Annotated in this window: 25 protein-coding genes and 1 tRNA gene; 11 read left to right on the top strand and 15 right to left on the bottom strand. The window is 62.3% G+C overall.

Translation table 11 applies throughout. The annotated features are described in order from the left end of the window. Positions 1–121: 121 nt before the first annotated feature. From FNU79_RS00735 to FNU79_RS00745, 3 genes are all read right to left on the bottom strand, one after another. Positions 122–337 carry a hypothetical protein gene (locus FNU79_RS00735; RefSeq protein ID WP_143719020.1) on the bottom strand — a complete coding sequence of 72 codons (216 nt, stop codon included), beginning with the start codon at positions 335–337 and terminating at the stop codon, positions 122–124. 74 nt (positions 338–411) lie between these two features. After that, a complete protein-coding gene (rimO, locus tag FNU79_RS00740; RefSeq protein WP_143719021.1) occupies positions 412–1917 on the bottom strand; it encodes a 30S ribosomal protein S12 methylthiotransferase RimO in 1506 nt (501 codons plus the stop codon). Positions 1918–2035: 118 nt separating this feature from the next. Next, a complete protein-coding gene (locus FNU79_RS00745; RefSeq protein ID WP_143719022.1) occupies positions 2036–2464 on the bottom strand; it encodes a low affinity iron permease family protein in 429 nt (142 codons plus the stop codon). Between the two features lie 117 nt (positions 2465–2581). Here FNU79_RS00745 and FNU79_RS00750 point away from each other — a divergent pair, with 117 nt between their 5' ends. The 6 genes from FNU79_RS00750 (at position 2582) to FNU79_RS00775 (ending at position 8652) form a co-directional block, all read left to right on the top strand. Further along, entirely contained in the window at positions 2582–3883 is a 1302-nt protein-coding gene (locus FNU79_RS00750) for a thymidine phosphorylase (protein ID WP_143719023.1), read from the top strand. Between the two features lie 202 nt (positions 3884–4085). Next, complete coding sequence (locus FNU79_RS00755) at positions 4086–4430, top strand: hypothetical protein (RefSeq protein ID WP_143719024.1); 345 nt, start codon at positions 4086–4088, stop codon at positions 4428–4430. Between the two features lie 79 nt (positions 4431–4509). Then, positions 4510–4968: a LapA family protein gene (locus FNU79_RS00760; RefSeq protein ID WP_143719025.1), complete on the top strand. Its 459-nt coding sequence runs from the start codon at positions 4510–4512 to the stop codon at positions 4966–4968. A gap of 112 nt (positions 4969–5080) precedes the next feature. Beyond that, positions 5081–5956 carry an acetyl-CoA carboxylase, carboxyltransferase subunit beta gene (accD, locus tag FNU79_RS00765; RefSeq protein ID WP_143719026.1) on the top strand — a complete coding sequence of 292 codons (876 nt, stop codon included), beginning with the start codon at positions 5081–5083 and terminating at the stop codon, positions 5954–5956. Then, complete coding sequence (locus FNU79_RS00770; RefSeq protein WP_143719027.1) at positions 5953–6912, top strand: acetyl-CoA carboxylase carboxyltransferase subunit alpha; 960 nt, start codon at positions 5953–5955, stop codon at positions 6910–6912. The genes accD and FNU79_RS00770 overlap by 4 nt, the downstream gene beginning before the upstream one ends. 93 nt (positions 6913–7005) lie before the next feature. Next, positions 7006–8652 (top strand): HRDC domain-containing protein, encoded by a 1647-nt coding sequence (locus FNU79_RS00775; protein ID WP_143719028.1) that lies wholly within the window; start codon positions 7006–7008, stop codon positions 8650–8652. Between the two features lie 51 nt (positions 8653–8703). On the opposite strand, the gene FNU79_RS00780 is transcribed toward FNU79_RS00775, so the two are convergent. Together FNU79_RS00780 and FNU79_RS00785 are read right to left on the bottom strand one after the other, a co-directional pair. Further along, positions 8704–10104 carry an RtcB family protein gene (locus FNU79_RS00780; RefSeq protein ID WP_143719029.1) on the bottom strand — a complete coding sequence of 467 codons (1401 nt, stop codon included), beginning with the start codon at positions 10102–10104 and terminating at the stop codon, positions 8704–8706. 194 nt (positions 10105–10298) lie between these two features. Further along, on the bottom strand, positions 10299–11546 hold the full coding sequence (locus FNU79_RS00785) for an MFS transporter (protein WP_225429792.1): 1248 nt from the start codon (positions 11544–11546) through the stop codon (positions 10299–10301). A gap of 47 nt (positions 11547–11593) precedes the next feature. On the opposite strand from FNU79_RS00785, the gene FNU79_RS00790 reads away from it, so the two are divergent. Beyond that, entirely contained in the window at positions 11594–12058 is a 465-nt protein-coding gene (locus tag FNU79_RS00790) for a CAP domain-containing protein (RefSeq protein ID WP_143719030.1), read from the top strand. 82 nt (positions 12059–12140) lie between these two features. Here the strand turns inward: FNU79_RS00790 and FNU79_RS00795 are convergent, their stop codons facing one another. Then, positions 12141–13031: a DUF4394 domain-containing protein gene (locus FNU79_RS00795; RefSeq protein WP_143719031.1), complete on the bottom strand. Its 891-nt coding sequence runs from the start codon at positions 13029–13031 to the stop codon at positions 12141–12143. Between the two features lie 373 nt (positions 13032–13404). Between FNU79_RS00795 and FNU79_RS00800 the strand changes: the two genes are divergently transcribed. The 4 genes from FNU79_RS00800 (at position 13405) to FNU79_RS00815 (ending at position 17312) form a co-directional block, all read left to right on the top strand. Further along, positions 13405–14604, top strand: coding sequence for a heparan-alpha-glucosaminide N-acetyltransferase domain-containing protein (locus FNU79_RS00800; RefSeq protein ID WP_143719032.1), 1200 nt, complete (start codon positions 13405–13407; stop codon positions 14602–14604). 233 nt (positions 14605–14837) lie between these two features. Beyond that, complete coding sequence (locus FNU79_RS00805) at positions 14838–15866, top strand: hypothetical protein (protein WP_143719033.1); 1029 nt, start codon at positions 14838–14840, stop codon at positions 15864–15866. Continuing rightward, positions 15867–17168, top strand: a complete 1302-nt coding sequence (locus FNU79_RS00810; protein WP_143719034.1) for a polysaccharide deacetylase family protein — start codon at positions 15867–15869, stop codon at positions 17166–17168. A gap of 59 nt (positions 17169–17227) precedes the next feature. Continuing rightward, a tRNA-Leu gene (locus FNU79_RS00815) sits at positions 17228–17312 on the top strand. Between the two features lie 91 nt (positions 17313–17403). Here FNU79_RS00815 and FNU79_RS00820 read toward each other — a convergent pair. The 9 genes from FNU79_RS00820 to FNU79_RS00860 are packed head-to-tail and all read right to left on the bottom strand — an operon-like array spanning position 17404 to position 26417. After that, positions 17404–17958 (bottom strand): GNAT family N-acetyltransferase, encoded by a 555-nt coding sequence (locus FNU79_RS00820; RefSeq protein ID WP_143719035.1) that lies wholly within the window; start codon positions 17956–17958, stop codon positions 17404–17406. Further along, positions 17955–19448 carry a DUF4127 family protein gene (locus FNU79_RS00825; protein ID WP_143719036.1) on the bottom strand — a complete coding sequence of 498 codons (1494 nt, stop codon included), beginning with the start codon at positions 19446–19448 and terminating at the stop codon, positions 17955–17957. The genes FNU79_RS00820 and FNU79_RS00825 overlap by 4 nt, the downstream gene beginning before the upstream one ends. Next, entirely contained in the window at positions 19445–20221 is a 777-nt protein-coding gene (locus tag FNU79_RS00830; RefSeq protein ID WP_143719037.1) for an alpha/beta hydrolase, read from the bottom strand. The genes FNU79_RS00825 and FNU79_RS00830 overlap by 4 nt, the downstream gene beginning before the upstream one ends. Positions 20222–20271: 50 nt before the next feature. Beyond that, a complete protein-coding gene (locus tag FNU79_RS00835; RefSeq protein WP_143719038.1) occupies positions 20272–21687 on the bottom strand; it encodes an FAD-dependent oxidoreductase in 1416 nt (471 codons plus the stop codon). Next, a complete protein-coding gene (locus tag FNU79_RS00840) occupies positions 21684–22070 on the bottom strand; it encodes a hypothetical protein (RefSeq protein ID WP_185974568.1) in 387 nt (128 codons plus the stop codon). Before FNU79_RS00840 ends, FNU79_RS00835 begins: the two co-directional genes overlap by 4 nt. Positions 22071–22089: 19 nt before the next feature. Next, on the bottom strand, positions 22090–22482 hold the full coding sequence (locus FNU79_RS00845; protein WP_143719040.1) for a hypothetical protein: 393 nt from the start codon (positions 22480–22482) through the stop codon (positions 22090–22092). Positions 22483–22486: 4 nt separating this feature from the next. After that, complete coding sequence (locus FNU79_RS00850) at positions 22487–23404, bottom strand: carbohydrate ABC transporter permease (RefSeq protein ID WP_143719041.1); 918 nt, start codon at positions 23402–23404, stop codon at positions 22487–22489. Further along, the gene (locus FNU79_RS00855) at positions 23405–24340 is read right to left on the bottom strand and encodes a carbohydrate ABC transporter permease (protein ID WP_404825736.1); all 936 of its coding nucleotides are present in this window, start codon (positions 24338–24340) and stop codon (positions 23405–23407) included. It abuts the gene before it with no gap. A 34-nt stretch (positions 24341–24374) separates the two neighbouring features. Continuing rightward, positions 24375–26417: a beta-N-acetylhexosaminidase gene (locus FNU79_RS00860; protein WP_143719310.1), complete on the bottom strand. Its 2043-nt coding sequence runs from the start codon at positions 26415–26417 to the stop codon at positions 24375–24377.

Here is a 26417-nt window from a genome sequence, read left to right on the forward strand (position 1 = left end):
GCTCGACCGCCTACATTTTACAGCGCAATGGAATCAAACCGGGTAAAACATTACTGAAAGCCGACGATTTGGCGAATTACGATTTCAGCAAGTAAGTACGGCGATGTGTTTGAAGAGCGCGTTACTTGCGTCCGCTCGCCTCGGCGTTGTCGGCAGCGCTGCTCAAATCTGCGCCCTTGCCGGGTGTTTCGTCGCGTCCCCCCTCGGCGGGGTCAGCACGGTCAGCGGTATCTATGCCGCCAGTGCCTTTGCCTTTGTCCTCGGCGGGAATCGGATGGCTCTGGCCTTCGGCGGGCGAGGTGTCGGCAGGGTCGCTGCTGATCTTGGGATCGGTCATGACCGAATGATGCTCCACAAGCGAGGCTGATAAGTTCAAGGCAGAGTGAAGAGAGCTTGTGGGATGCTGCCTGCTCAGTGCCCTCCGAAATGTCCCATCTGCGGCACATTCGGCAACCAGGCGGGGCGGGCCACCACTTCGCCGAAGAGGTCGTACTCGTCGCTCTCCTCGATGCGGGCTTCCACGATGTCCCCGATCTTGATCTGTCCGGCGAACTCGCCCGCGTACAGATAAACCTGCCCGTCGATGCCCGGCGCGTCACCCTTGGTGCGGCCAATCAAGCGGGTTCCGGCAGCGTCGTCTTCATCATCGTTGAACTCGTCGATGATGATCGGCATGACCCGGCCCACTTTTTCGGCCAGCTTCTCGGCGCTGATCCGTTGGGCCACTTCCATAAAGCGGGCCAACCGCTCCTGCTTGATGTCCTCCGGCACGGGGTTGCCTAGCGCGTTGGCGTCGGCTTCTTCCACGTCGCTGTAGGGAAACGCGCCCACGCGGTCTAGGCGGGCGTCTTCCAGGAAGGTCAGCAGCTCCTGAAAGTCGCTCTCGGTTTCGCCGGGAAAGCCCACGATGAAGGTCGAGCGGATCACCAGTTCGGGGCAGATCTCGCGCCAGCGCCGGATGGTGTCGAGCTGCTTGCCCGCTCCGGGTCGGCGCATGGCCCGCAGAATTTTTGGGCTGGCGTGCTGGAGCGGCACGTCCAGATAAGGCAAGATCTTGCCCGCCGCCATCAGTTCCACCACTTTTTCTACGTGTGGGTACGGGTAAACGTAATGCATTCTGACCCAGGCTCCCATTTCGCCCAGCTTGGCGGCCAGGTCAGTCAGGTGAGCGCGGACAGGCTGCTCCTGAAATTCGCTCTCGCGGTAACGGATGTCCACACCGTAAGCGCTGGTGTCCTGCGAGATGACGACCAGTTCCTTGGTGCCGCCCGCCACAAGGCGGTAAGCCTCGTACAGCACGGCGGCGGCGTCGCGGCTGACCTGCTTGCCGCGCAGCTTGGGAATGATGCAAAACGAGCAGGTGTGGTTGCAGCCCTCAGCGATCTTGAGATAAGCAAAGTGACGCGGGGTGAGCTTGACGCTGGGCGCGAACACGTCGCCATGCGAGGTGGCCTCGCGCACGGGCGCACTCACGCCGTTGCGGGCACCCGGTGCGGCAGTCGGCAGCAAATCGGTAAAGGGATTTTGCTCCATCGGCAGCAGCTCGCGCACGTGGCGCATCACGTCGTCCACCGCTTCGCTGCCGGTAATGGCCGCCACTTTGGGATGGCGCTCCAGAATCTTTTCGGGCCGCTCGCCGAGGCAGCCAGTCACGATGACCTTGCCGGTGGCGTCCAGCGCCTCGCCAATCGCCGCCAGGCTCTCCTCCACGGCGGGCGTGATAAAGCCGCAGGTGTTGACGATCACGGTATCGGCGTCACCGTAGTTGTCGGCAATCTGGTAGCCTTCCACCCGGAGCTGCGTCAAAATTCGCTCGGAATCCACCAGCGCTTTGGGGCAACCCAGGCTGATGAAACCCACTTTGTTTTTGTGCTGGGGCTTGCTTACAAATTGATCGGTAAAATCAAGAACGGTCATGCTGTCTTTGCTCCTCAAGGCGGCCTGGCCCTGAGTGAGGACGCCGCATATCAGCCGCCCAGTATAGCGGAGCGGCTTTGCGGCAAAGGTGAGTTCTGCTGTCGGGCTGTGCTGGCCTTCAGTCTTCGCCCAACTCGCCCAGCCGCACTTCCTCCATGATCTCGTCGGGAGTGAGCTGCAGCAAGTCGGCGTCGTGGATCATGTTGCGTTCGGCGCGGAGTTCTTGCAGCACGGCGTCAAGCTTGGCGTGCAGCTCGCGGGTGTCTTCATTCTGGGCGTTTTGAATCAGGAACACCATCAAAAAGGTGACGATGGTGGTGCCGGTATTGATGACCAGTTGCCAGCCGTCTGAAAAGCGGAACAGCGGCCCGGTGACGACCCACACCACCAAGCTCGTCAGCGCCAGGGTGAAAGCGGTGGCCGTACCGGAAAAGTCGGCGATGCGTCTGGAGAGACGCTGAAATCGGGCTTCTAGGCTGATGGTACGGCGCTTGATCGGCGCAATATTTATAGGCGGAGTGTGGGGCAAAACGTCGGTACGCGGCATGGGAACACCTCCTGGCGGCAACAGGGCCTCAAGGAGTCTGCGCCGGGCGGTTAAGCCTGACTTGAAGCCAGCCGACTTTTAAGCCAGTGGAGACCCAAAACTCTGTACCCTACTGACATGACTTCCCACATCCCCGATTTGATTGCCAAAAAGCGCGACGGCCAAGAACACAGCCGCGCCGAGCTGGAAACCCTGGTGCTGGGCTATACACGCGGCGAGGTGCCAGATTACCAGGTCAGCGCCTGGCTGATGGCGATTTATCTGCGTGGCATGACGCCCCGCGAAGTGGCCGATTTGACTTTAGTGATGGCGGCAAGCGGCGACCAATTTGACTTGAGCAGCCTCAGTAACACGGTGGACAAGCATTCCACCGGCGGTGTGGGCGACAAGACCAGCTTAATTCTGACGCCGATGCTCGCGGCGCTGGGCCTGACTGTCGCCAAGATGAGCGGGCGCGGGCTGGCCCATACCGGCGGCACCATCGACAAACTGGAGAGCATTCCCGGCTGGGACGGCACTTTATCGGACGAGGCATTTCTGGCACAGGCCCGCGCTATCGGGCTGGCGCTGGTGGGTCAGAGCAAAGACCTCGCGCCCGCCGATGGCCTGCTGTACGCCCTGCGCGACGTGACGGCCACCGTCGCCTGCTTGCCGCTGATCGCCAGCAGCATCATGTCCAAGAAGCTCGCCAGCGGAGCGCAGACCATCGTGCTGGACGTGAAAGTCGGCGCGGGCGCGTTCATGAAAACCCTGGAAGACGGGCGCGAACTGGCCCGCGCGATGGTGGACATCGGCAGCCACGCGGGGCGCAAGGTGCGGGCGGTGCTGACTGACATGGACGCGCCGCTGGGACACCTGGCGGGCAACAGTCTGGAAGTGCAGGAAGCCATTTCGACCCTAAACGGACACGGCCCGCACGACCTGACCGAGTTGTGCGTGGCCCTAGCGGTAGAAGCGCTGGCCGCTTACGGTCAAGACCCGCAGCAAGCTGAGGCACGCGCCCGCCAGACTCTCCAAGACGGCTCGGCCCTCGCCAAGTTCCGTGCCTTCGTGGCAGCGCAGGGTGGCGACCCCACTTACGTCGACCACCCCGACAAGCTGGACGTAGCCCCCGGACGCGCCGAAGTGCTGGCCGAGGCGAGCGGTTATTTGCAAGCGGTGGACGCCTTGGCGGTAGGTCAGGCGGTCTTGGTGCTGGGCGGTGGGCGCGAGCGCAAAGGCGAGCAGATCGATCACGGCGTCGGGGTAGAGCTGGTCAAGAAACCCGGTGAGACGATCAAAGTGGGCGAGGTGCTGGCCCGGATTTATCACCGAGACGGACGCGGCCTGGACACCGCGCTGGAGTTGCTGCGCGGCGGCCTCAGCGTGGGCCAGACTCAGCTGGAGGTGCCGGAGCTGATTTTGGGGCGGGTGGAGTAAGTGAAAAGCGGTGTCTAGCCGGGCTGTTTTGGCGGTGGTGGCTGGCCTGATCTTTCTCGTGCCACTCGGTCTTCTGGCCAGTTATGTCTGGGACCCAGGTTTGGACTTACGCAGTCCAAGCGACGCCAGAGAATGGATCAGACTCTGTGCCAAGGGCCGTGAGGACTTGTATTGCAAGACAGCCAGATATGTATTGAGAGACGTGAAAGGCCCGATTATTTTTCTCCATCCCAATGCAGGCGACGACGAAATCACGTCTGAAATTCTGAGCTGGATGGGTGGGAAGATTGACCGGGACGCTTTGGAGCGTTTGGTACGGGCGAATCTTTTTGAAGGCTCACTCCTAAGTGTTGGAAAAGTCGTGTCTTTGAATGGACAGACCCGTACCGTTATCTGTAATATCCCAGGACGTAGAGATATCTGCGAGATAGACGGTATAGATATTTATCTCAGAAATAATCCGGAAAACAAGAGTAACGGGGCCGTCTACTCGACTTCCAAGCTACGGAGCAAAGAGGGCTACACTTTTCTTCTTCCGCTCCAGTAAATACAGCTGGATGAAAAATTCATACCGTTGACTCTTCCACTCACGGCAAGTCCACAAGCATTTCTGTTACCCTTACTCCATGCGTCTCCTTTTGCTGATCGTCGTGTTGGTGCTGCATTTGGTGTTTGGCTTGCTCAACATCAACTCGCTGATGTTCACGCATGACATCAACATGGGCTTTGCCGTCTACACTGGGCCGCTGGGCCTGATTTTGCTGATCACCAGCGCCCTGGTCGCCGTGCTGGCTTACGTGGCCGCCAGTTTCAGCAGTCTGCGCCGCGAGGCCGATACTGCCAAGCTGCTGCGCGACCTCGATTCGGTGCGTCAGAGCCTCGACAGCCAGGAAGCCAGCCGCTTTGCCCAGCTTCAGGCCGCGCTTGACAAGCGCTTCGCGGGATTAGATACCCAGCTGACCCAGAGCCGCGCCCTGCCGCCCGCGTCTACGCTGCTGACCAAAGATGACGGCGTGAGCAACGGCCAACTCAAGCAGGACTTGGGCGCACTCAGCGCCTTTTTGCGCCGTAAACTGGGCGATTGAGTTCGGCTGAAAAGTCTTTTCACAAGAATTTGTACTCAGTCCAGCTCGGCTGCTCTCGGTGGGCGCAGCGCTGGCCCTCCCGCTAGAATGCCGTGATAAAGGAGCGTTCCCCTTGGCCCTCGACAAATTTTTCCGCAGGCGTCGCCCGCAGGTCAGCCCGCCCAGCGAAGCGGATACCCCTGATCTGTGGGGCAAATGCCCGCAGTGTAAAGAAAATGTGTATCTGCGTGATCTGGCGCTGGGCGCTTACGTCTGTCCGCACTGCGGTTTTCACCACCGCCTCGGCGCGTCCAAGCGCATGGAAGTCTTGTTCGACGCGCCGCTGATGCAGTGGTCGGGCAGCATCTATCCGGTGGACGCGCTGAATTTTCAAGACACCGAAAGTTATCCGCAGCGTCTCAAGCGGGCGCAAATCAAAACGGGCCGCCCCGACGCCATCTTGACCGGACGCGGCCAGATCGAAGGCGTGAGCGTGGCCGCCGCCATCATGGACTTCGAGTTTTCCGGCGGCAGCATGGGCAGCGTGGTGGGCGAAGAAATTGCCCGCGCCGCTGAGCGGGCCGGTGAAGAGGGCTTGCCACTGGTTCTGGTGGCGGCTTCCGGCGGAGCCAGAATGCAGGAAAGCGCCTTGTCACTGATGCAGATGGCCAAAACGACGGTGGCGCTGGAAGCGCTCTCCAGCCGGGGGCTGCCGTACATCAGCATTCTGACCGACCCCACCACCGGCGGCGTGACCGCCAGCTTTGCCACCATCGCCGACGTGATCGTGGCCGAGCCGGGAGCCCTGATCGGCTTCGCGGGGCCGAGGGTCATTCAGCAGACCATTCGTCAGAACTTGCCGGAAGGTTTTCAGCGGGCCGAATTTCTCTTGGAACACGGCATGGTGGACATGATCGTCGATAGGCGCGAGCAGCGCGGTGAGCTGGCCAAGCTCCTGCGGCTGCTGCTGCCCCAAGCGTCCGTGCCCCAGCGGGAGCAGGCGTCGTGAGCGAGGGCAAACCCGTCAAGCCCACCGCCGAGACGCTGCGCGAACTCGGAGCCCGTATCCGCGACCTCGAGGGCACCGCCAAAAGCACCGGGCAAAATCTGGACACCGCCCTGACGCCGCTGCGTGCTCAGCTCGCTTACCTGCGCGGGCAAGTCAGCATGACCCGCTGGGAACGGGTGCAGCTTGCCCGCATCGCCGGACGGCCCACCGCGCTTGATTACGTCGAGCGCCTGACCTCCGAGTTCGTGGAGTTGCATGGCGACAGAACCTACGGCGACGACCAGGCCCTGATCGGTGGCCCGGCCCGCTGGCAAGGTCGGCGCGTGATGCTGATCATGCAGCAAAAGGGCCGCGACACCAAAGACAAGATCAAGCGGCGCTTTGGAAGCTCCAACCCTGAGGGTTACCGCAAGGCCGTTCGCTTGATGGATTTGGCCGACAAGTTCGGCCTCCCAGTGGTGGCCCTGATCGACACGCAGGGCGCGTATCCGGGCCTGGAAGCCGAGGAGCGCGGCCAGGGCTGGGCGATTGCCGAGAGCATCCAGCGGATGAGTCGCCTGAGAGTGCCCGCCGTCTGCGCCGTGATCGGTGAGGGCGGCAGCGGCGGGGCGCTGGCCATCGGGATCGGCAACCGAGTGCTGATTATGGAAAACGCCTGGTACTCAGTAATTTCGCCTGAAGGTGCGGCCAGCATCATCTGGAAAGACAGCGCCAAAGCCCCCGAAGCGGCGGAAGCCCTCAAGCTCACTGCGCCGGATCTGCTGGAACTCGGCATCGTGGAAGAAGTCATTCCCGAACCGGTGGGTGGAGCGCACCTCGATGTGGACACCGCCGCCGAAGCACTGGGCGAAGCGGTCAGCCGTCACCTCGACGAACTCGCCCAGCAAACGCCGGAGCAGTGGGTCAGTGGACGGGCGGCGCGGTTTCGGCGGTTGGGCGCTTACCGGGAAGACTGAGAGCCGGAGCGGGTTTGACCAGCCCGGCCGTCTTTTTCTCCCCCCACAGGCCTTTCTTCCTCTTGCCCGCCTCAATCCGTCACAATAAAGGCTATGACTGCCGTTTCTCCTGATGTCCGCTTGCCCGGCCTCCACGCCGAAGCGGGCGATCCGCACACCCGTTTGAGCCGCGCTCTGGCCGACCTCGAAGGAGCCGACTGGGGCTTATTCTTGGCCGATCAAGCCGCGCTGGCCCGCCAACTCTTCGCGCAATTCGGCCCCGGTACGCTGCGGGTCGACGCCCGCCTGGGGGTCAGCCGCGAGGTGTTCGCTTCTGCTGGGCTGGCGGTGGCCACCATCGACGCCGACTGGCGCGGCGCGGTGGCGGTGTGGCTGCTCGAACCCGACGAACGCGCCCTCAAGCGGGCCAAGCGGGCGGGCGTGCCGGTGCTGGTAGACGCCACGCTGGCCCCCGGCGGCGGCTGGCTGGGCCGTGAGGCGACGCTGATCGTTTACCGCGACGCTGCGACCATCAGCGGCTTCGGTGACGTGACGGCCTCGGCCCTCTTCGGCGCGGGCAGCGCTCCGCCGCGCCGCGCTCCCGCGCCCAGCGACCTGGGCATGGCCATGATCTTGCGCGATCTGGCGACCTTGCCGCTCAGACTGGCCCGCGCCGCCCGCACCACCGTCTCGTTGATGGAGCGCTTCGCGGGCGCGGCGCAGGAAGTCGGACCAACCGCGCTGCTGCTCGCGCCTGACAGCGCACCCGACAGTCACGCGCCCCTCGGCGGCGTGCTGGCGGCGTCGCGTAACGTGGGCGCAGGCACACTGATCACGCCGGGCGTGCAAGGGCTAGACGCGGTGTTGGCTCTGCTGCGCGGCGAAACCCAAGTCTGGGACGAGCAAAGTCAAACCAACCAAGCCCCATCCGCTTCTTCAGCTGTGAGCAGGGACGACAAGAACGAAGCGGGCGCAACCGGCGCAGCGCTGAGTGAAACCAGGCCAAGCGAAACCAGCTTGCCTGCTTCCACTGCTGCTCAACCTGCTGCCCAAACCGCCCGCCCGCTTGCACCCGCTCCCGAGCCGCTGTCCTATGTGCCGGAGATCGTTTTTTCTGACAGTGCGCCGCATCCCGAGCCGGAGCGTAGGCGTGAGGAAGTTGAGGAACACGCGCCTGAACTGACAGACGCGGATTCGGAGGCCGAGTCTGTCAGTTCAGGCGCGCCAGCCGACTTGCCTGACACGGGCCGCAGGCCGCAGCGCTGGCCCAAGTCGGGGCGGCGGCAAGAGCAGCGTTCAGAAGATTGGAACCGCTCGGCTCAGTCCGGTCAACCTGAACCCGAAGCGGAGCAAGCCCAAGGCCATATTCAGGACACAGCTTCAACAGAAGAAGACGCCGCCGGCTCGGCTGAAAGTCAACCGGCTGCCGAGCTTGTTCCTGAGCCGCCCGCTCTGCCCAGCGAGTCGCCTCAACCCGAAATCGTGCTGACCCCCGACCTGCCGCCTGCCGAGAGCAAAGATCCCACCGAGGGCCTCAGCGACGAGCAGCGGGCTGTGTTCGCTCGGTTGCGTGACTGGCGCAACGCCGAGGCCAAGCGTCAGGAGATCAGCCGCTTCATTATTGCCAGCAACGCGACGCTGGCCGAAATCGCCAGAAGCGCTCCGAGAGACGAAACCGAACTCCGCAAGGTGCGCGGTATGGGGCCGGAACGGGTTCGCAAGTACGGCGAGGCGATTTTGGGCACGGTGCAGGCAGACTGAGCACGCCAAGCGGGACGCCCCTACTACAGAGGCGTCCCACTTTCTTGTGTGTCAGATGTCTTCGCTGCCGCTGTCCATTCTGACCACTTTGGGCCGGAACTCGCCCAACACGTCCACCAATTCGCTCTGGGCAGCGATCACGTCCTGAATGCGCTTGTAAGCCTGCGGCGCTTCGTCGATGCCGCCGCCGAGCAGGGTCACGCCTTTGTCTTTCAGGTAAGCGCTGACTTCCGACTTGCTCAGTGCGTTCTGAGCGGCTTTGCGCCCGAGTTGGCGGCCCGCGCCGTGCGAAGCGCTGGCCAGCGCGGGAGCGTGCCCCTTGCCGCGCACCAAGTACCCCGGATCGGCCATGCTGCCGGGAATCAGGCCGAGTTGTCCGGCGGCGGCAGGGGTGGCTCCCTTGCGGTGAACGATGAGTTCCGAGCCGCCGACCTGCTCTTTCCAGGCCAGGTTGTGGCTGTTGTGGGCGCTTAATGCGGGCGTTTGGCCCAGCGCTTTGGCAATTCGGGCGTGAATCTGCTCGTGGTTGGCCAGCGCGTAACGGCCCGCCAGGTTCATGGCCTGCCAATACGCTTGGCCTTCTTCACTTTCCAAGCTGAGCCAAGCCAGCTTCTTGGCGCTGGGGTGCAGGGTCGGGTGTAAGTTCTCGGCCAGCTTGGTGAAGTGACCCGCCACCTGCGCCCCAAAGCCGCGTGAGCCGCTGTGGGTAAGCAGGGCGAGGTACGTTCCGGTGTCTAAACCCAGTTCCGATTGACTCAGCGTAAAGCTGCCGAACTCGGCGAAATGGTTGCCGCTGCCCGAGGAGCCGATCTGGTCGGCGGCTTTGTCATGCAACCGGCGCAAGATCGGCTGGTCATCCCAAGCCGCTTCGTCCAAGACGTCGTGGCTCATTCGCTCGCGGCGCTCGAAGCCGACGCCAGCACCGAAGCGGGTGTGCTTTTGCAGAAGGGCCAGTGCTTCAGGGGTTTTGAGGGTATCGGCGGGTACAGCAAAGACGGAGAGGCGCATCGAGCAGCCAATGTCCACCCCCACACCGTAAGGAATCACCGCGTTTTCAGCGGCCAGCACGCCGCCAATCGGTAGGCCGTAGCCGACGTGGGCGTCGGGCATCAGCGCTCCGGCGCGGGTGATTGGCAGACGCATCGCCACGTTCATTTGATCGCGTGCGCCCTGATCGATCAGGGCCGCGCCAAATTGGGCATACGGCAAGGCGGTGGAGCGCAGGGCGTCGGCGGCGTGCAGGTCGGTGTAGGCCTGCTGAGTCAGCAATTCGCGCACCAAGTCGGTGTAAATGCCACTTTGAAAGCCAGCCGGATCGGCCTTGACCTTTGAAAGTTCATCCAGAATGGCGCTGCGCTCCAGGCCAGCCGCTTCCCGAAGCTGCGCGGCGGCCAGAGCCAGTCCAATGCTTTTGTTGGTAAATCCCAGTTTGGTGATGTATTTGCCGTTCATGGTTCGTTCCTAAATTGGATGAAGTGAAGTGGAGCGTGGGCTGCCCGGTACGGGGTCTGAATCTGAACTTTGCCTCATGGCTGGCCCTCCTCGGTGTTGGCTTACGGCACAGTCTGCCGCGCCGCGCCGGCTTTTGCCTGCGCCAAATGGCTCACCACCGCCGCAAGTTGGCTAAGCCTTGTGAACAGCCTTGCTCAGTCTTCTGAAGCCCGCACCGAGCTTCTCTCCTGCCCCAAGCGGCGTCCGAGGCCCCAGTAGTACAGCTGCGCCAGCAAAAATACGCCCGCGCCCAGCCAGAACACCCGCACGCCGCCGCTTTGCCACAGTGCTCCGCCCAGAACCGGGCCCAGCGAGTAGCCCAGCGCTTCGGTGGCCATCACCACTCCCCAAGCAGCGGCGCGGTTTTGCGGCGGGAGTGTCTGGCCCACCAGCCCATTCCAGCCGGCCATGAAGGTGCCGTAGCCGAGGCCGATCAGCGCGGCGATCAGCCACAACGAGCGCGTCAGTAGCTCGGCGGAGTAACCGCCCAGCCCAAAAGTAAACGCCAGCAGCAACAGTCCCGGCCCCAGCACGGCGCGGGGGCTGAGTTGGTCGGCCAGGCGGCCCGCCAGCAGCAGCGCCGCCAGCAAGCACGCTCCGCCCAGCACGGCTGGCCCCAGCAGATCGGTGAGGCTGAGGTTTAAGCGTCTCAGCAGCGGATAAAACAAAGTTACCAATAAGCCCGGCGCGAGCATCTGGGCAAAGGCGGCGGGCAGGAGGGCGGCGACTTTTTGCCACTGGGCCTTCCAGTGCTCAAAGCTTTGGCTTCGCGTCTCATTGCCGCCCGTTTCACCACTGCCCTTCTCACCACTGCTCAGGCGCAAGGCTGCCAAGCTCAGTGCCAGCACCGTCACCACCGCCTGGGCGGCCAGCAGCAAGGTGGGCACTCCGGCGGGCGAGCGCAGCATCAATTGGCCGATGCCCAGCGTGCCCAGCGCGATTCCGGGCGCGACGCTGAGGTTGGTCAGCGACAGCGCCCGCGCTTCACGTCCGGTGACGGCGTACTGCTGCGACACCGCCATCACGCTGGGCCACAGCGCCGCGTAAAAGACGCCCCAAACGGCGGCCAGCATCAGCAGAGGCCAAAAGCCCGCGCCACCGAGCACCGCCAGAATCACGCCGAGGCCCAGCACGCTGCTGCCAATCAGCGCTCCGCCGAGGCCGAGGCGCTGCGTCACTAGGCCCACCGGCCCTTTGGCGAGCGCGTCCATCAGGTAATGAATGCCCACGATGCTGCCGACCTGAGCAGTGCTGAGGCCGTACTGAGCGGCCATCAGCGGCAAGAACGCCACGATCAAACCCGCCCGCACGAACTCGCTGACCATCAGCAGGGCGATCAAACGTAGGGGCAAGCTGGGCCGAGTCCAAAGCACGCTCCAACTTAGCGCGTTGGCCAGCTTCACATCACGGTCTTCATCTTCTTCATCTCAGCGTCTTTAAGGTAAACGCTATGAAGTTGCATTTGCTGGCGTTACTGGCGCTCCTCCCGCTGAGTCAAAGCCACGCTGCCGGTTCAGAATCGGCGCTGCTGAGCGGCATCAATGCCCTGCGTGCCCAGGGCATTTCCTGCGCGGGAGTCTCTCGCCCCCGCAGCGCCCCGCTGACCTGGACAGCCACCAACAGCAGCGCGGCCCGTTTACAGGCCAGCTACATGGCCCAGACCGGGCGCGTCAGCCACACCGGAGCCGGCGGCACTTCGCCGCGTGTACGGGCCGCTTCGACCGGTGTGCGCGGCCCCAACATGAGCGAAATCATTTATCTGAATGTGGGTCTGAACGCTTCTCAAGCCGTGAACTGGTGGCGCAACTCGCCGGTTCACTGCTACGCCCTGACCAATCCGGCCTACACCAAAGCGGGTATGAGCATCGTGCGGGCCGGGCGCGGCACAGCCTATGTGATGGTGCTGAGCAACTGAGCTGAGGCGTGAGGAGAGCACCAAAGAACGGGGCGAGGAAATCTAAATTCCCTCGCCCCTCTTTTGACAACTAAACCTTGGCTTACTTGGTGGGCAGCACCACCGCGACGCTCCGCAGGGTCAGGCTGGGGATGATCGTCTTGAGAGTGGCCGCGCCCGTCGCCAAATTGAGGCTGTAGAGCGTGGTGGAGGTGCCGGCGCTGACGCTCAGGTAGGCTTCGTCTAGGCCGTAGATGTCAAAGCCGGTGTTGGCAGTGGCGTCCACGCCCAGCGCGCCTATCGTGTTCAGGATGCTGAACGTGCCTGCTGCGTCCGCTGCGCTGGTGTGCTTGACCAAGATATCGAGGTCGGCGTCCACGCTGTAGAGGGTGGTGGTTGAGGTCGTGCCGTCGGGTTTGAAGTCCTTGAAGCTGTTGGTGTAGGCGGCGGCGACCAAGTTGGGGTTTTTGCCGGTGTTGGCGTCGGTGGACAGGAAGGTGAGGGTACCGTCAGCCGTGACTGTGCCCGACGTGGCAGCGGTGGTGGCCGGGGTCAGGCGGTAGTTGATGTCGCCCGCCGAGAGAACCCGCAGGCGCTGGGCCGCCGGGTTGAAGTCGATCACTTGCGGCGTTCCTACGCCGGGAGCCGCCGCCGATACGGTAAACGTCGCCGCGCCGCTGTCGGTGTTGATGGTGTACAGCTTGCCGTTGGTGGTCAGGCCGGTGAGAAGGCCGCCATTGGTGTTGAAGTCGATGTCGGCCAGGGTTTCGCCGCTGCCGAGTCCGGTGATGCTGGTGGTGGTCAAGCTGGCGCTAGCGTTGTCTGCGCCGAACTTGGCAAGCTGCCCGCTGCTGGTCAGGCCGTAGACCAAGCGGCCCTGCGGCGCGGCGGGCACGTTGGGCTTGGGATCAGGCTTGGGCACGGGTAAAGAAGTACAAGCGGCCAAACTCAGCGCGGCGAAAAGGGCAGCAGACGGAAGAATAATTTTGTTCATGGTTCTCCTTACGGATAGGGCAAAATGAGGAAGCCTCGGTACTTAGAGCATTTGTCAAAAAAGAACTTCTTTTTTGACCGACTAACGGGAGTGGAATAGAGAGAGCATTTGGGAGGATGGATGGCTGAGCGTGCTTTTTGCTCAGCCATCTATTCGCACAGATGCTCTAGACCAAAACCGCCGACTCCAGCTTGCGGATGGGGGTTCGTTTAGAGGTATCCAACTCTAAGGGGGTTGAATGTGGAAGCACGCTTAGATAAACACAAGATGAAATAGATGGTGAAGCGTTGAGCTGAGCGTGAAGGGTGAATTTCCCCACAGCAGCGCTGACCGCTTCATCTTCAGCGCAGGGCAAAGGGAGCAGACTGCGCTCATGAGTGCGCCCACTTCTGAGCAAGCTGAACTTACGGGCAGCGGCGAGCGGTTCCCCGACACTGCGCCTGAGCCGGCCACCAGTCCAGAACTCACGGCCCCGTCGCCACCCCAGGAACTGGAATTCGGGCAAGCCGCCGCGCCCACCGTTAAGCGCCGCTTGGTGGCGCTAGACGCTTGGCGCGGCATGACCATTTTGCTGATGTTGCTGGTCAACAACGTGTCGCTGGGCCAGTACACCCCCGCCCAGCTCGTCCACGCTTCTTGGGACGGGGGCCTGACGCTGACCGATTTGGTGTTTCCGTGGTTTCTCTTCTGCGCGGGCGCGTCTATTCCGTTCTCGCTGGGCAGGCGCACCGAGAGCCGCTGGTGGCCCAACCAAGACACCATCATCAAGCTGTTTCAGCGGGCCATTCCGCTGTACTTGGTGGGAGCGCTGCTGACCAGCGTGGAAAATAAAAGCCTGATCTGGGGACTGGGCGTGCTGCAACTCATCGCGCTGGCTTCGCTGTGCGCCGGACTGTTCGCCCGTTTTCCGTCACTGTGGCGGCTGGGGGTGGCGCTGGGGCTGCTGCTCGTCTACCGATTTTTCCTGCTCAGCGCTCCGTTTAGCGAAACCGAAAATGCCGTGCAGCAGCTCAATGACTTGTTTCTGAGTGGTATTGGTCTGCGCGGTCTGACTTCGGTGATTCCGGCCACTGCCCTGGTTCTGCTCGGCAGCGTGGCGGCTCAGCCCCTGCGCGACAAGAAACGCGAAGTGCCGCTGCTGCTGGCGCTCGGCGTCGCGCTGACGGCGGCAGGCTGGCTGACAGCAGATTCGCTGGGCTTCAACAAAGCGGTCTGGACGCCCTCCTACATCCTGTATTCCGCCGGACTCGGCACGCTGGGGATGCTGGCCTTTTATTTGATTGGCGATACCCGCCGGGGCCAATTTGCTTGGCTGCTCAGCCCTTTCACAGTCGCGGGACGAAACTCTTTGTGGGCTTACGTCTTTCCGATTTTGCTCAAGCTGTGGATTCTCAACATTTGGCAAGTCAATTGGACGGGTCAGCAACGCAGCATCTTGGCCTCGCTGCTGACCCTCGCACAACGGCAGTTTGGTGTTCAGGGCGGCGGCTGGCTGTACACCTTGGGCTACGTGGGCGCGGTTTGGCTGGCGCTGTGGGTGCTGGCGCGGCGCAATTTCATCTGGAAACTTTAAGGACAGTCCCGAGTTGACAGTGCAGGAAGCCGCACCATTCTTTTGAAATTGGGGAATGCAAAGCAATAGATTTGCGAATCAACAAAACGCTGGACTCAAACCTATGTTCTCAGCAGCGCTTCATACCGGCTTGACCGTTCAGGAGTAGCTTTAAAGAGTTGCCGATCTTTGTCTCTTGCTTCTCTCAACCGAGGTTTTTTGTGTTTCAATCCCCTGTTTCCAAAGCTAAACTCTTGCTGACCCTTCCCCTGCTGCTCGGCGCGGTCTATGCTGCGGCCCCGGCCCCCGCGCCTAAAGACGCTGCCTACGCTTACGGCAGCCCCGCCTTCAATGCTCTGACGCAGGATTCCTACGCGGTTCGCGCCCTCAAAACGCCGGATTTCAGCACTTGGCTGGAGGGCAAGTACGCCGCTGCCAATTTCCCGCTGAGCGGCGGCAAAACCTTGATGGCAGGCTTGGCGGCCCGCAAAGCGGCCATTGCGGCGGCCAGCGGCGACCAACGCGATCAGTTGGCCCAAGACACGGCGCAGTGGGCGCACACCTTCATCAAAAAGATTCTGCCGAATTTCAGTTTGGAGCGCGGTTACGAGTTCGCCTACGCCGTCAGCAGCGGGCAGCGCCAGTGCTTGCTGCAAAGCCTGCTGATCTCGGCGCTGCTTCAGCAAACCGGGCTGGACGCGGGCGCAGTGATGGTGTGGCAAAACGACAAGGGGCAGGAGAGCAACCTCGGTCACGTCGTGGCGCTGGTGAGGCTGCCCAGCGGTAAGGCGGCCCTGCTCGACGACGCCAGCGATCCCAAGCCGTTTATGACCCACCAGGGTCTGCTGATGCGCGACGGTGACGCCTACCGCTTTGTCCATCCCGTTTACGACGGTGAAAAGATCACTGGCTTTAAGCGGGCCGACACCCAGAAAAGCATGGCGCTGGCCTTGGCGCGGCCTCTCGACCTGGCGTACCTCAAGTCGCAAATCAACTATTACCGGGGCGAGCGCTCCGACGGCGGCTTTATGGGCGCTGGCGGCAACTACGGCGGCAAAAGCACCCAGACTGGACTGGCCCAGAGCGCCAAGTTTTTGCAGCAGGCCATCAGCGACGATTCCCAAAACGCGCTGGCGACCTACGTGCTGGGTTTGGTGCAGCGCAAACTCGGCCAAAACGCGCAGGCCAAGGCCAATATCTTGGCGGGCGTCAAGCTGTATCAGGCCCAGGGTCACCTTCCGGCTGGCCCCGCCGACGCGCTCAAATGGGCGCAGAGCAACTAAATGCGCAAGGTCAATGTTCTAGCCGCTCTGCCACTGGCCCTGCTCACGCTGGCTTACGCCCAGAGTCCCATTTCCATTCCGGCCAGGCCCCTCAAATTGCCCGGTGAAACGCAGCCGATTGCGCCCGGCACCCGCCGCGCCGCGCCCATTCCCGAAATCACCCTGACCCCGCCGATGGCTCAGGTTCTGAAAATCCAGTACCTCAGCAACGGTCACATCGAAGCGGCGGGCGCGGTGCTGCTTTTGCAACCGAACGAAGTGGAGCAGGCCCGCCAATTGGCTGCTCGCGTCGCGGCCCGTACTCTCGCGGCGCGGCCCAGCCTCAGTGAAGTGGACGTGAGTGTGTACAACAAAGTGGGGTACGGCGGCTTCGGCGGCCCGCTGCCGATCTTGACGCTCAGCGCTCCGCGCGGCCGCATCAGTGAGGTCGCGGCCTGGGCGGCGGGCAGCGCCACTTATGACCGGGCCTGGGAAGCGCTGGGCAGTGTCACGCCCGGAAGTGGCGACGCCGGTAAAATCGCCGACAAGGTGCGCGAGCAGACCATCAACTTTTACGGCAGCGTGGATCAAAAGCTGGCCGACGCCCGTACCCGCAGCGCCAGCCAGATCAAGGGCGGCATCCAAGATGGCCTGCTCTACGGCGGCAATATCCTTAAGCCCCTTGCCGCCCTGACCTTTGACGACGCTCCCCACCCGATGTACGAGCCGCTGCTGCTGGATTTGCTGAGGCGCGGCCAGGTCAAGGCCACCTTCTTCGTGATTGGCCGCAACGCCCGCGCTTACCCGTATTTCGTGCGCGACATGGTGCAGCAGGGCCACGAAGTCGGCAACCACACCTACCACCACGTCCGGTTGCCGCCGCTGAGCCTCAATACCGCCATCACCGAGATGAGCCTGACCAACCAAACGCTGCGCCGCCTCACCGGGCAGCCCATCAAGTACTTCCGGCCCCCCGGCGGCGATTACACTCCTCAAACACTGGACGCGGCGCGGGCGCTGGGCCTGACCACCGTGTTCTGGACAGACGACCCCGCCGACTTTCAAAACCCCGGCGACGCGGTGCTGAAAAGCCGCTTTGACCGCAAGCTCCATCCCGGCGGCATCGTGCTGCTCCACGACAATGCGGCAGAGACCATGAACGTCTTCGGTGATTTTCTCAAGTATGCCAAGCGGCGCGGCGTCAGCCTGACCACCGTGAGCGAGATGCTCGCTGGCAAGAGCGCCGGGCTGATCAAGCCGGCGAGCCCAATAAAAGGCGCTAAGAAGGTGCCAAACATTGACAAGCTGGTGCAGGCCCACTAAACTCTATTTCGCTTGTCCTGTACAAGTGTTTGTGGAGTTTATCTCCCGTACTTGGCTTTGCTGGGGTGGCGGAATTGGTAGACGCGCACGCTTGAGGTGCGTGTAAGGTAACTTGTGTGGGTTCAAGTCCCATCCTCAGCACCAAACAAAACGCTAGGTCTCTTAACTCTGTTTTGAATCCTGAACCGCCGAGAATCCTCACTCGGCGGGCGTTTTTTTGGCTTGGGATAGAGCGCTAAGGAGCCAAGTGGGCGCTCTCAAACTCCCGCCGCAGCATGCCCAGCTTGACGCTGTCCCAGCGCTGACCGTCCCAGTTTCGGGCTTCGGGAATGCGGGCGCACTCGCGGTAGCCGACCCGCTCGGCGGCGCGGATCATTCGGGCATTACCGCTCCAGGTGCTCAGGGTGATGAGATGGGCGGGCTTCTCGGCAAAGGTGGCGGCTGTCCAGAGGCTCAGCGCCCGCGTGCCGAGGCCGCTGCTCCAGTGCTGCGGATCAAAAATCACCACGCCGAGTTCGTACCAGCCGCCGCCTGAGGGAGCCTCCTCGAAGCGGCTGAGAAAGCCGATGCACTCGCTGCCGAGCGCCACGATCTGCTGATCTTCATTCCAAGGATTTACGTCGGCCCGTTCGGCGTAAGCTTCAAAGCTGAGTTTGGAACGCTGTTTGGAAAAGTAAGGCCCGTCCCAGCGCTGCCACTCGGGGTTTGGTTCGGCGTACAGCCAGCGGTAGAGCGTCGGCAAATCTTGGGGCAAGCGGGGGCGGACAGTCAGGCCAGACAAGAGACTCACTCGCTCACCGTCAGCGGAAACACGCCGGTAAACAGTCGCGGCCACGCCAGATGCGCCGCTCCCACGTCCAGCTTCAGGCCGCTGCCTGCGAAATGCCGCTCCCACAGCGCCCAAATCTGCGACGTGATAATTGACTGCAACTCCGCTTCGGCCTCCGCACGCTGCCCCCCTAAATCGTAAGGACTCGGCGCGTCCAGCTTGCTCCGCACCTCGGAGCGCACGAACGCCTGATACAGCGCGTCGTCCACCATCTGCGAAAAGAGGGCCTGAACTTGCGCGGCGCGGCTGACGATGTTGCCGGAAAGTTTGCCGAACGCCACGGCGCTGCCCAGTGTGTTGCCCGCTGTATTCCAGGCCGAGTAGCTGGCGAGCTTGGCAAGGGGCAAGCCTTGCAGCATGGCCCACAGCCGCCGCTCGGCACCGTTGGGATAGGCGATGTCAGCCAGTACGGTGCGGCGTCCGGCGGCCAGCTCCTCGGCCAGGCGGTCAACGAAGGCGGGGAGGTGGCGCTCAGCAGTGTCCACGCTGGCAAAATCCGGCTGACGGTTGGCTTGCCGCTTGCCGGGAGTGTTGACCATCAGCACGAAGTCGGCCTCAGCGGGCGTGTCAGCCATCCGGCAGCCTGCCGCCCGCAGGTGGGCGCGAACCAGCTCGCCAGCGGGCCGGTCTTCGTAAATCATCTCGGCGTTTTGACCATTAAGGCCGCTGTAAATCACGTAAGCGCGTTGCGGTTCAGGACTCAGGGCGCGGGCGATCAGGGCGCAGGGCACTTCGTCGGCTCCGGGGTAGATGTCCACCTGGCTCCAGAGGTCCAACGCGTCAGTTTGCCCCTCCAAGGCGCGGCGGTCCAGTGCGGCCAGTCCGTACTCGGCGGTGTCGTCCAGCGTCAGGCAGAGGTGTTCGATGACGCCCGCCTCCACCAAGTCCAGCGCGGCGAGGTGCAGGGCGTGGTTGCGCTGCCGGGTGCCCAGCCAATCGCTGAGAATGTCGGGCGGCAGGGCGGCGCGGGCCTGCTCCAGCGCCGGACGCTCACCTTCGCCGTGCCGGGCGAGGCGGTCAGCGGCCACGCCGTAAGCCCGCAGCCAGTGGCCCCACTCGCCGTAATAGGGTTTTTCTTCGTGTGGATCATTGTCGTGGGCGACGCGCACCACCACCCCGAAAGCGTAAATCTTGAGAACCGGATTGAGCGTCTTGATTTCGTTCAGTACTTCTAATCGTGCCAGCACTTCCGTTAGCGAGTCCGTGACCCGCCGCGCCGGAATCATCCCACCGAGGGTCAGGGTTTCCAAGCAGACCACCAGCACGTCCGAACTGGGAGCCATCTTGAGCAGCCACTGGCGCAATTTGCCGGTATCGCCGGGCGTGAAGAAAAATGGCAGGGCTTTTTGGGGCGGCACGCCGACTTCAGCGCCCACCATCTGGGCCAGCAGAGTCGGCAAGCTGAGGGTCACGGGGCGGGTATCGGGCGGAATCAGCAGTAGGCGCGTCACGCCCCGAGCAGCTCCGTCACCCACGCCACCACGTCGTCGCGCATCTTGCGGCTGGTGTAATGGCCCACCCCCGAATACACGCGGGCGCTGAATTTCTCGGGGCAGCCCGCCGTTTCGTAAGCCCGCGCGAGGGCAGCGGCGGTGGGGGCGTGGTGCTGCTCGAAAGGAAAAGTCGGGTCACTGTCGCCGCTGAGCAGCAGCAGAGGCGTGGGCGCAAAGCCCTCGGTGTGGGTATTGGGGCGCTGGGCTTCCAGAAAAACGCGGACGCCGGGAGCGTTGACGCTGGGTTCTTCCCAGACGCCGGAAGTGATTAGCGCCGCCGCGCCGCCGATGCGTTTTTCTTTGCGGGCGAGGGTCAGCGCCACGTAGCCGCCCATGCTGCTGCCCGCCACGAGTAAAGGCAGTTTGCCGAATTCGTCTTGCAGCACCGTGAAAAACGCCTCGGCCTCGGCCACGCTGCGGCGGGCACTTTCCCAGACGAACTCGCGGTGGTTGAGGCCCGTCTGGTTGAGCGCCCGCTCACCGTGCAGCGGCGCGTCGGGGATGATGACGGCCACGCCCTGAGCGGTCAGCGGCGAGTAGACGCCGAGCTTGCCTTCCTTGGCCGCGCCCGCGCCGTGATAGACCACCAGCAGGGCACGGATCGGCAGGCTGGGCCGCTCCACCAAACACGGAATACGGGCAAAGGTGCGCCGCTCGATGCTGTACGGCACGCCGCCGATGTTGGGCGCGGCGTGCGGGTCGTCCACTGAAAAAGTGCGGTCATCGGTCATCGGTTCTCCCCCATTTGACCCGCATTCTCTCATAAAGCTGGGCATCTGGCTTAAACGTTGGCTCCCCACTCGCGCAGCCGCTCCCGCAAAGCTGCGCCCCCAACTCGCCGCACTTCGCCGCCGTAGTCCCGCGCGGCCCACGCCGCCGCCACGCCCGCCGCTTCGCCCATGCTGTGACAGTTTTGCTGCACCCGAATCGAACTCTGCGCCTCGAAGCTGCTGCTGGCCGAGCGGCCCGGCACGAGTAAATTTGAAATCCCCTGCGGCACAATGGCGCGGTAAGGAATCTCGTGATAAGCGTCGGCGGCAAAGTACGGCGCGGTGCCTTCGCGTTCGTGGAGGAGTTTGGCCCCGCCTTTGACGCTGTGAATGTCCACCGGGTAGTGGTTTTTGCAGATGCTGTCTTCAAATTTGCGGCATTCCAGAATGTCGGTGAGGGTCAGCGTGTAGTCGCCCACGATGCGCCGCGTTTCGCGCACGCCGACCATCGGGGCGTAGGTTCCTAGATAAGCGTTCTCGCAGCCTGCCAAGTACAGACGGCAAAAGTTGATGAGCCGCTCAATGCTTTCCCGTCCGTCTGTTTGCGCCGCTGACAAATGCCAGGGATTCGCGCCGTCGTTGAGGTCGGCCCGAATGCGCGGACAATTGAAACTCAGCTCACCCGCCCGGCCCGGCACGCTGAAGGCTTGAAAATAATCGCCGTCGCGTTCTTCCAGCACGCCGTCTGAAATGGCTTGCTGGAACAGCGGTTCCAAGCTGCTCTTCTTATTCCAGACCATCCAGAAGTGCATGAAGCGCGGCGATTCTTGCCACTGGCCATGTTGGGTCAGGAAGGCGCACAGCTTTTCTAAGTCCACCCCTGCCAGCGAAAAGCGCAGGCTCATGGCTTGGTGCAGGCCGTCTTCGTCTCCGGCGTGAAAGGGCACACCTGCCGCCGCCGCCACGTCCGCGTCTCCGGTGGCGTCGATAAAGGTGTCCGCGCTGATGGCCTGCAAGCCGCCCTTGTTATGAATGACCAGCGACGTGATGCGCCCTGCGTCCAGACGGTGTTCATCAAGACTAGGTTCATCAAGAATAGGCGCGACCACGTTGGTGTGATACAGCACTTCGCCGCCCGCCTCTATAAGCATCCGCTCCAGCACGTACTTGAGGCCCTCGGGGTTGAACCAGTTGTCGTTGCCGCCTTTGTCGTGTGCGCCGTCGCCGCGTGAGAGCAGGCGGGCTTTGAGCTGATCGGTCAGGCCCCGGTTGAGGTTGACGCCCGCCGAGACATTTTTCATCAGCGGCGTGACCCAAGCGTTGGTTCCGGTGCCGCCCAGACTGCCTTGCGCTTCCAGCACCAAGACTTTCGCGCCCTCACGAGCTGCCGCGATACCCGCAATGGCTCCCGCCGTGCCGCCGCCCGCAATCAGCACATCCCAGCGCCGGGGGAGGTGGGTGTAGGGCAAGCTGAGCGGGAAGGTCACTTGACGCTGACCGTACCGTAAGACTTGCCGTTGACGAAGACCTCAAACGGATTGGTTCGGGCGGGCGTGCCGGGATCGGTGTAGACCTCCGCCACACGGCCCGTGACGGGCGGGCAGCCGACGCTTCCGGCCAGTGGACGTCCCTGCACCGAGAAGGCCAATCGGCTGGCGCTGCGCTGCTTGGCTTCAAAGTTGGTGAAGTGATAGCAGCCGCCATCAGCCACACTGACCGTGACCGTGAGCGCTTCACTGGCTCCCACGCTGTCGGGCAGCTTCACGTCAAGCACTTCCAGCGCAACCGGCGGACTACTCGCCTCGCTTGGTTTGGTTTGACAGGCGCTCAGGCCGAGCGTCATGAATAGAAACATCCTCTTGAGATTCACCGTTGACCTCCCTGCTGGCTTACGGGTTGACTGTGATCATGCCATACGATTTGCCGTTGACGAAGACTTCAAAAGGATTGGAGCGGGCGGGTGTGCCGGGATCGATATAGGTTTTTATAGCGTAGAAATAGACGGGTGGACAAATGAGTGGTAGCTCTTTACTCACAATCACTGTTCTTTGGGCTAAAAGGGACAGAGTATTAGCTGTGCGCTCTACTTTGAATTCTTTCAAGACAGGTTCGGAGCAGTTGGAGCCCAGCTTAACTTTCAAGGTAAGGGATTCTGTGCTGCCGACACTAACAGGAAAAACAACTCCGCTCACATCCATATTGAACGTTTTAACTTCAGTTTCATTATTCTGACAACCCGTCAATACCAGCGCCACTAATCCCAATGAAGGCCAAATTTTCACACGTTTACCCCTTCACCGCGCCTTCAATCCCCTTCATAAAGTAGCGTTGCAGTGAGGCGAACACGATCAGAATGGGGATGATGACCAGCACCGCGCCCGCCATCGTCGCTCGGCTATTGGTCGCAAAAGTGCCGGAGAGTTCCAGCAGTCCTGCTGAGAGTGGCAGCATTTGCGGGTCGAGCGGCAAAATCCGCGCCCACAGAAAGCTGTTCCACAGCGCCACGAATTCTAGAATGGCAAACGCCGCGATGGTCGGCATCGAGAGCGGCAACATGATCCGCCGCCAGATGGTCAGCTCTTTTGCGCCGTCGATGCGGGCGGCCTCGATCAGTTCTATCGGCACGCCCATATACGCCTGACGAATCAGAAACAGCCCGATAATGCTCGCCACGCTCGGCAGCACGATGGCGGCGTACTGGGTAATGGTGTCCCAGACGGGGCCGCGCTGCTCCAAGAGGCCCAGCTTGATGGTGGTGATGTAATTGACGATCAGTCCTGCTTCGTTGGGCAGTACCACTAGAGCGAGAATGGCGTAAAAAATCAGATCGCGGCCCGGAAAGCGCATCTTGGCGAGTGGGTAAGCTGCCAGCGCCGCAAAAGTGACGCTGGCGATCACACCCACCGTGCAAATCACGACGCTGTTGAGCACCATCCGCAAAAAGGGAACGGTGGTGCCGCTCAGCACTGCCGCGTAATTCTTCAAACTCACACCGCTGGGCAGCAGCTTGGCTTCGTAGATGTTGCCGGTCGGCTCCAGGCTGGTAATCAGCGTCCAGTAAAACGGGTAGAGCATCACCAGCGCGATGACGGTCAGCACCGTATAGGCCGCGAAGTTGTGCAGGCGCGTGCGCCGCCGCCGCTGTGCTCTGAGCTGGGCGGCTTGGGGCGAAGTGGTGGGGTCAGTCTTGGGAGAAGTGGTCATTTAACCGTCCACCCGCCCGCCGCGAGTCATCTTGAAGTTGATCAGCCCAAACACCAGACTGATGACCGCCACCACGATGCCCGCCGCCGCCGCGTAGCCGTAGCGGAAGTCTTGAAAGGCCTTGGCATAATTAAAAAATAGGGCCGTATAGGTGCTGCCGACTGGCCCGCCCTGCGTCATCACGAAGATTTCCTCAAAGACTTTGACGGCGCTGATGGTGCTCATCAGGCTGCACACCAAAATGGTGGGGCGCAGGCCCGGCAAGGTGATATTTACAAAGACCTGCCAGCGCGTGGCTCCGTCGATCACCGCCGCTTCCTCCAGCTCGCGCCCGATGCTTTGCAGGCCCGCCAGATACAGCACCATGTAATAGCCGATGCCCTTCCACAGCGTCACGAACATCACCGCGTAGAGCGCCGAGCCGGGGTTGTTGAGCAGGCTGCTGTCGCGCTGCATCAAGCCGAGGTGCATCAGTACGAAGTTGACCGGGCCGGACTGCTGGTACATCCAGGTCCAGATCAGGCCGACCACCGCGAACGAGGTCACCACGGGCACATAGTAGGCAGTGCGAAAAAAGCTGATGCCTTTCAGGGGCCGGTTGACCAGCATGGCCACGCCAATGCTGAGAAGCTGGATAAACGGCACCACCAGCAGGTACTTGAGGCTGTTGACGACGCCGCTCCAGAACTGCTGATCCTTGATGAGTTCGCGGAAATTGTCCAGCCCGACAAACTCCGGCGGCGAGATGATGTTGTACTTGGTAAACGCCAGATACGTGCCGAAGATGACCGGCCAGGTGTGGTACAGCATCAGCAGTGCCAGAAACGGCAGCATGAAACCGTAGGCCAGCAGCGTAGTGCGAATGGTGCGGCTGCGGCGGCCTGCGCTTTGGGGGGTGTCCGTGCTCTGGCGGAGGGGGGGACGGGTGAGGCTCAAGTCGTTTCCTCTGGGGTGCTGACTGCTCCCAACCTCACTTTCCCACCACCGTCAGCCCAACCAGCGTCGGATTGGCCTGCTTGCCTTCACTCACCAGCGTCACCAATTTAATCACTTGGTCGGGTTTGGGATTGACCCAATCCAGCACACCCAGATTCACGGCCAGCCCATCTTTGGTTTGGCCGCGCCAGCCCGGAGCCTGCACCATGCTGCTCGGCGTCAGCTCCGTCCAGGCGCGGATGTGGCGGCCATATTCCAGCGGCTGCACGATTTTGCTGCCGTCGGCATAGACGATTTCGTAGCGGCCTATCAGCTCGCGGTTGACTGGAGTGGTCCAGCCTGTGGTGTGCAGGAAGGCGAGGCGGGCGGCTTTCTGGTTCAGCTCAATGGTGGCCTGACTCGGCAGATCAGACGCCGCGCCCCGCGAACCTTTGAGCATCACCGCGCCGCTGATGGCAAAGCGGTATGCGCCGATCTTGACGTTTCCAGTGGGCAACTTAGAGAGGTCAATGTCCGGCCCCTTGTGAATCCAGCCGGTTTCATTGGCGTCGGCCAGTGTGCGCGTTACCAGCTTGGAGAGATCAACCAGTTGCCCGGCGTGCTGAGCGTAAGGCGTCGGCGCGTAGAGATCGCGGTAAGTCGTTTCGGCCAGCGTGGGGTCCACTTCGGCCAGCGGCTTGGCCCCCGGATTCCAGAAGCTGTTGCCGCCGCGCACATAATTGACGCCCTGATCAGCCTGACCGTCCCAGATGCTGGGATTGCCAAAGTAGCCGGTCCAGCGGGTTTGAATCATGCCATTTGCGCCGCGTTTCAGCGCTGCCGCCGCATACGTCTCGGTATTGAGTGGGTCGCCCCAGCTCGCGCCCAAAGCGGTGAATCCGGCGTCCTTGATGGTGCTGAGAATCGGGTAATCTGGAGCCGGATTGTAATTCCACGAAGAAACGGTGATGTCTTTGGGAAGCTGAGCGGGCAAGCTGCTCACCACCGAATCGGCAAAGGCGGCGTCGTGCCAGATGATCGTGCCCACGTTCAGAGACTTCAGGTAATCGTGCAGCTTAATGGTGTCGTCCACGAACAATTTCTCGAAGCCCACCGCTTTGCCGTTCTCACGGGCCGGGAAGCGGTCACGGTTTCTGACTTCGTCGTGGCCGAGGTGGATTTGCTTGGGCCTGAAGGTTTCCACCGCTTCCTTCAGCACCGGAAACAGCACGCGGCTGTAGGTTTCGGGGTTGAGCGTGTCGTAGGCATAGGGGTTTTGCGACTGTGGGTCTTGCACAAGGTCCAGATTCTTGCCGCCCTGAAACATCCAGGCGACGTGACCCAGCGTCTCGATCAGCGGAATCGGCTCCAGGCCGTAGCTGCGGGCCAGCTCGGCCACCCGCGCCGCTTCCGCCTTGCTGGCCCCGCCCGCCGAGGCCCAGCCGCCCGCTCTGGCCACGTCCCACTGCACGTAATTGCTCATGATCAGCACGGCGTTGTATTTGAGTTCGGCCAGCATCGGGATCAGGCGGTCATTGACGCCTTTGCTGTACGAGTCGAGGTAGATCATGGCCACGCGCTGTTTCAGCCCCGGAAAATCCTGAATGCGGGCAAAGCGCAGCCCCGTAGGCGTCAGCAGTTGCCGCAGCGTTTGAGCGCCGTAGTAAGCGCCTTTGGCATCGGCTCCGATGATATACGCCCCCGATGCGTCTACCCACAGCGCGTAGCCTTCCGGCTGCTCGGTATACAGGCCTGCCGCTTTGGCTTTGGCGGCCAGGTCAGCGTCCGAGCGGGTGCCGATGGTGATGTTCAGCTTGCCACTGTCGGCTAATTTTTGTTCCAGGCGGGTTTGCCACTCGGCTCTCAGATCACGCGCCGCCCAGCTCAGTTCCGGTGCGCTTCCCACTAATTTGAGGCCCAGATTCGTGAGCGGCAATGTTCCGGCGGGAAACTCGGCTTTCTGCGGCGCAGGAATCAGCACCTGGCTGGGCGAAGCGGCCAGCGCGTCCGGCACAGGGGTGAGGGCAGCGGGCGCGGCGAGAGCGGGTGTGAGGAGAAGGGCGGCGGTAAGGAGTACCTTCTTTCTTCCCTTTCCCAC

The sequence above is a fragment of the Deinococcus detaillensis genome (assembly GCF_007280555.1).
GTDB classification, from domain to species: Bacteria; Deinococcota; Deinococci; order Deinococcales; family Deinococcaceae; genus Deinococcus; species Deinococcus detaillensis.

Bases quoted from the DNA above. Each gene is read 5' to 3' on its own strand.
- FNU79_RS00750 (WP_143719023.1), top strand. From the start codon at position 2,582: ATGACTTCCCACATCCCCGATTTGATTGCCAAAAAGCGCGACGGCCAA.
- FNU79_RS00850 (WP_143719041.1), bottom strand. From the start codon at position 23,404: ATGACCACTTCTCCCAAGACTGACCCCACCACTTCGCCCCAAGCCGCC.
- FNU79_RS00735 (WP_143719020.1), bottom strand. From the start codon at position 337: ATGACCGATCCCAAGATCAGCAGCGACCCTGCCGACACCTCGCCCGCC.
- FNU79_RS00745 (WP_143719022.1), bottom strand. From the start codon at position 2,464: ATGCCGCGTACCGACGTTTTGCCCCACACTCCGCCTATAAATATTGCG.
- rimO (WP_143719021.1), bottom strand. From the start codon at position 1,917: ATGACCGTTCTTGATTTTACCGATCAATTTGTAAGCAAGCCCCAGCAC.
- FNU79_RS00810 (WP_143719034.1), top strand. From the start codon at position 15,867: ATGCGCAAGGTCAATGTTCTAGCCGCTCTGCCACTGGCCCTGCTCACG.
- FNU79_RS00775 (WP_143719028.1), top strand. From the start codon at position 7,006: ATGACTGCCGTTTCTCCTGATGTCCGCTTGCCCGGCCTCCACGCCGAA.
- FNU79_RS00790 (WP_143719030.1), top strand. From the start codon at position 11,594: ATGAAGTTGCATTTGCTGGCGTTACTGGCGCTCCTCCCGCTGAGTCAA.
- FNU79_RS00760 (WP_143719025.1), top strand. From the start codon at position 4,510: ATGCGTCTCCTTTTGCTGATCGTCGTGTTGGTGCTGCATTTGGTGTTT.
- FNU79_RS00800 (WP_143719032.1), top strand. From the start codon at position 13,405: ATGAGTGCGCCCACTTCTGAGCAAGCTGAACTTACGGGCAGCGGCGAG.
- FNU79_RS00795 (WP_143719031.1), bottom strand. From the start codon at position 13,031: ATGAACAAAATTATTCTTCCGTCTGCTGCCCTTTTCGCCGCGCTGAGT.
- FNU79_RS00830 (WP_143719037.1), bottom strand. From the start codon at position 20,221: ATGACCGATGACCGCACTTTTTCAGTGGACGACCCGCACGCCGCGCCC.
- FNU79_RS00780 (WP_143719029.1), bottom strand. From the start codon at position 10,104: ATGAACGGCAAATACATCACCAAACTGGGATTTACCAACAAAAGCATT.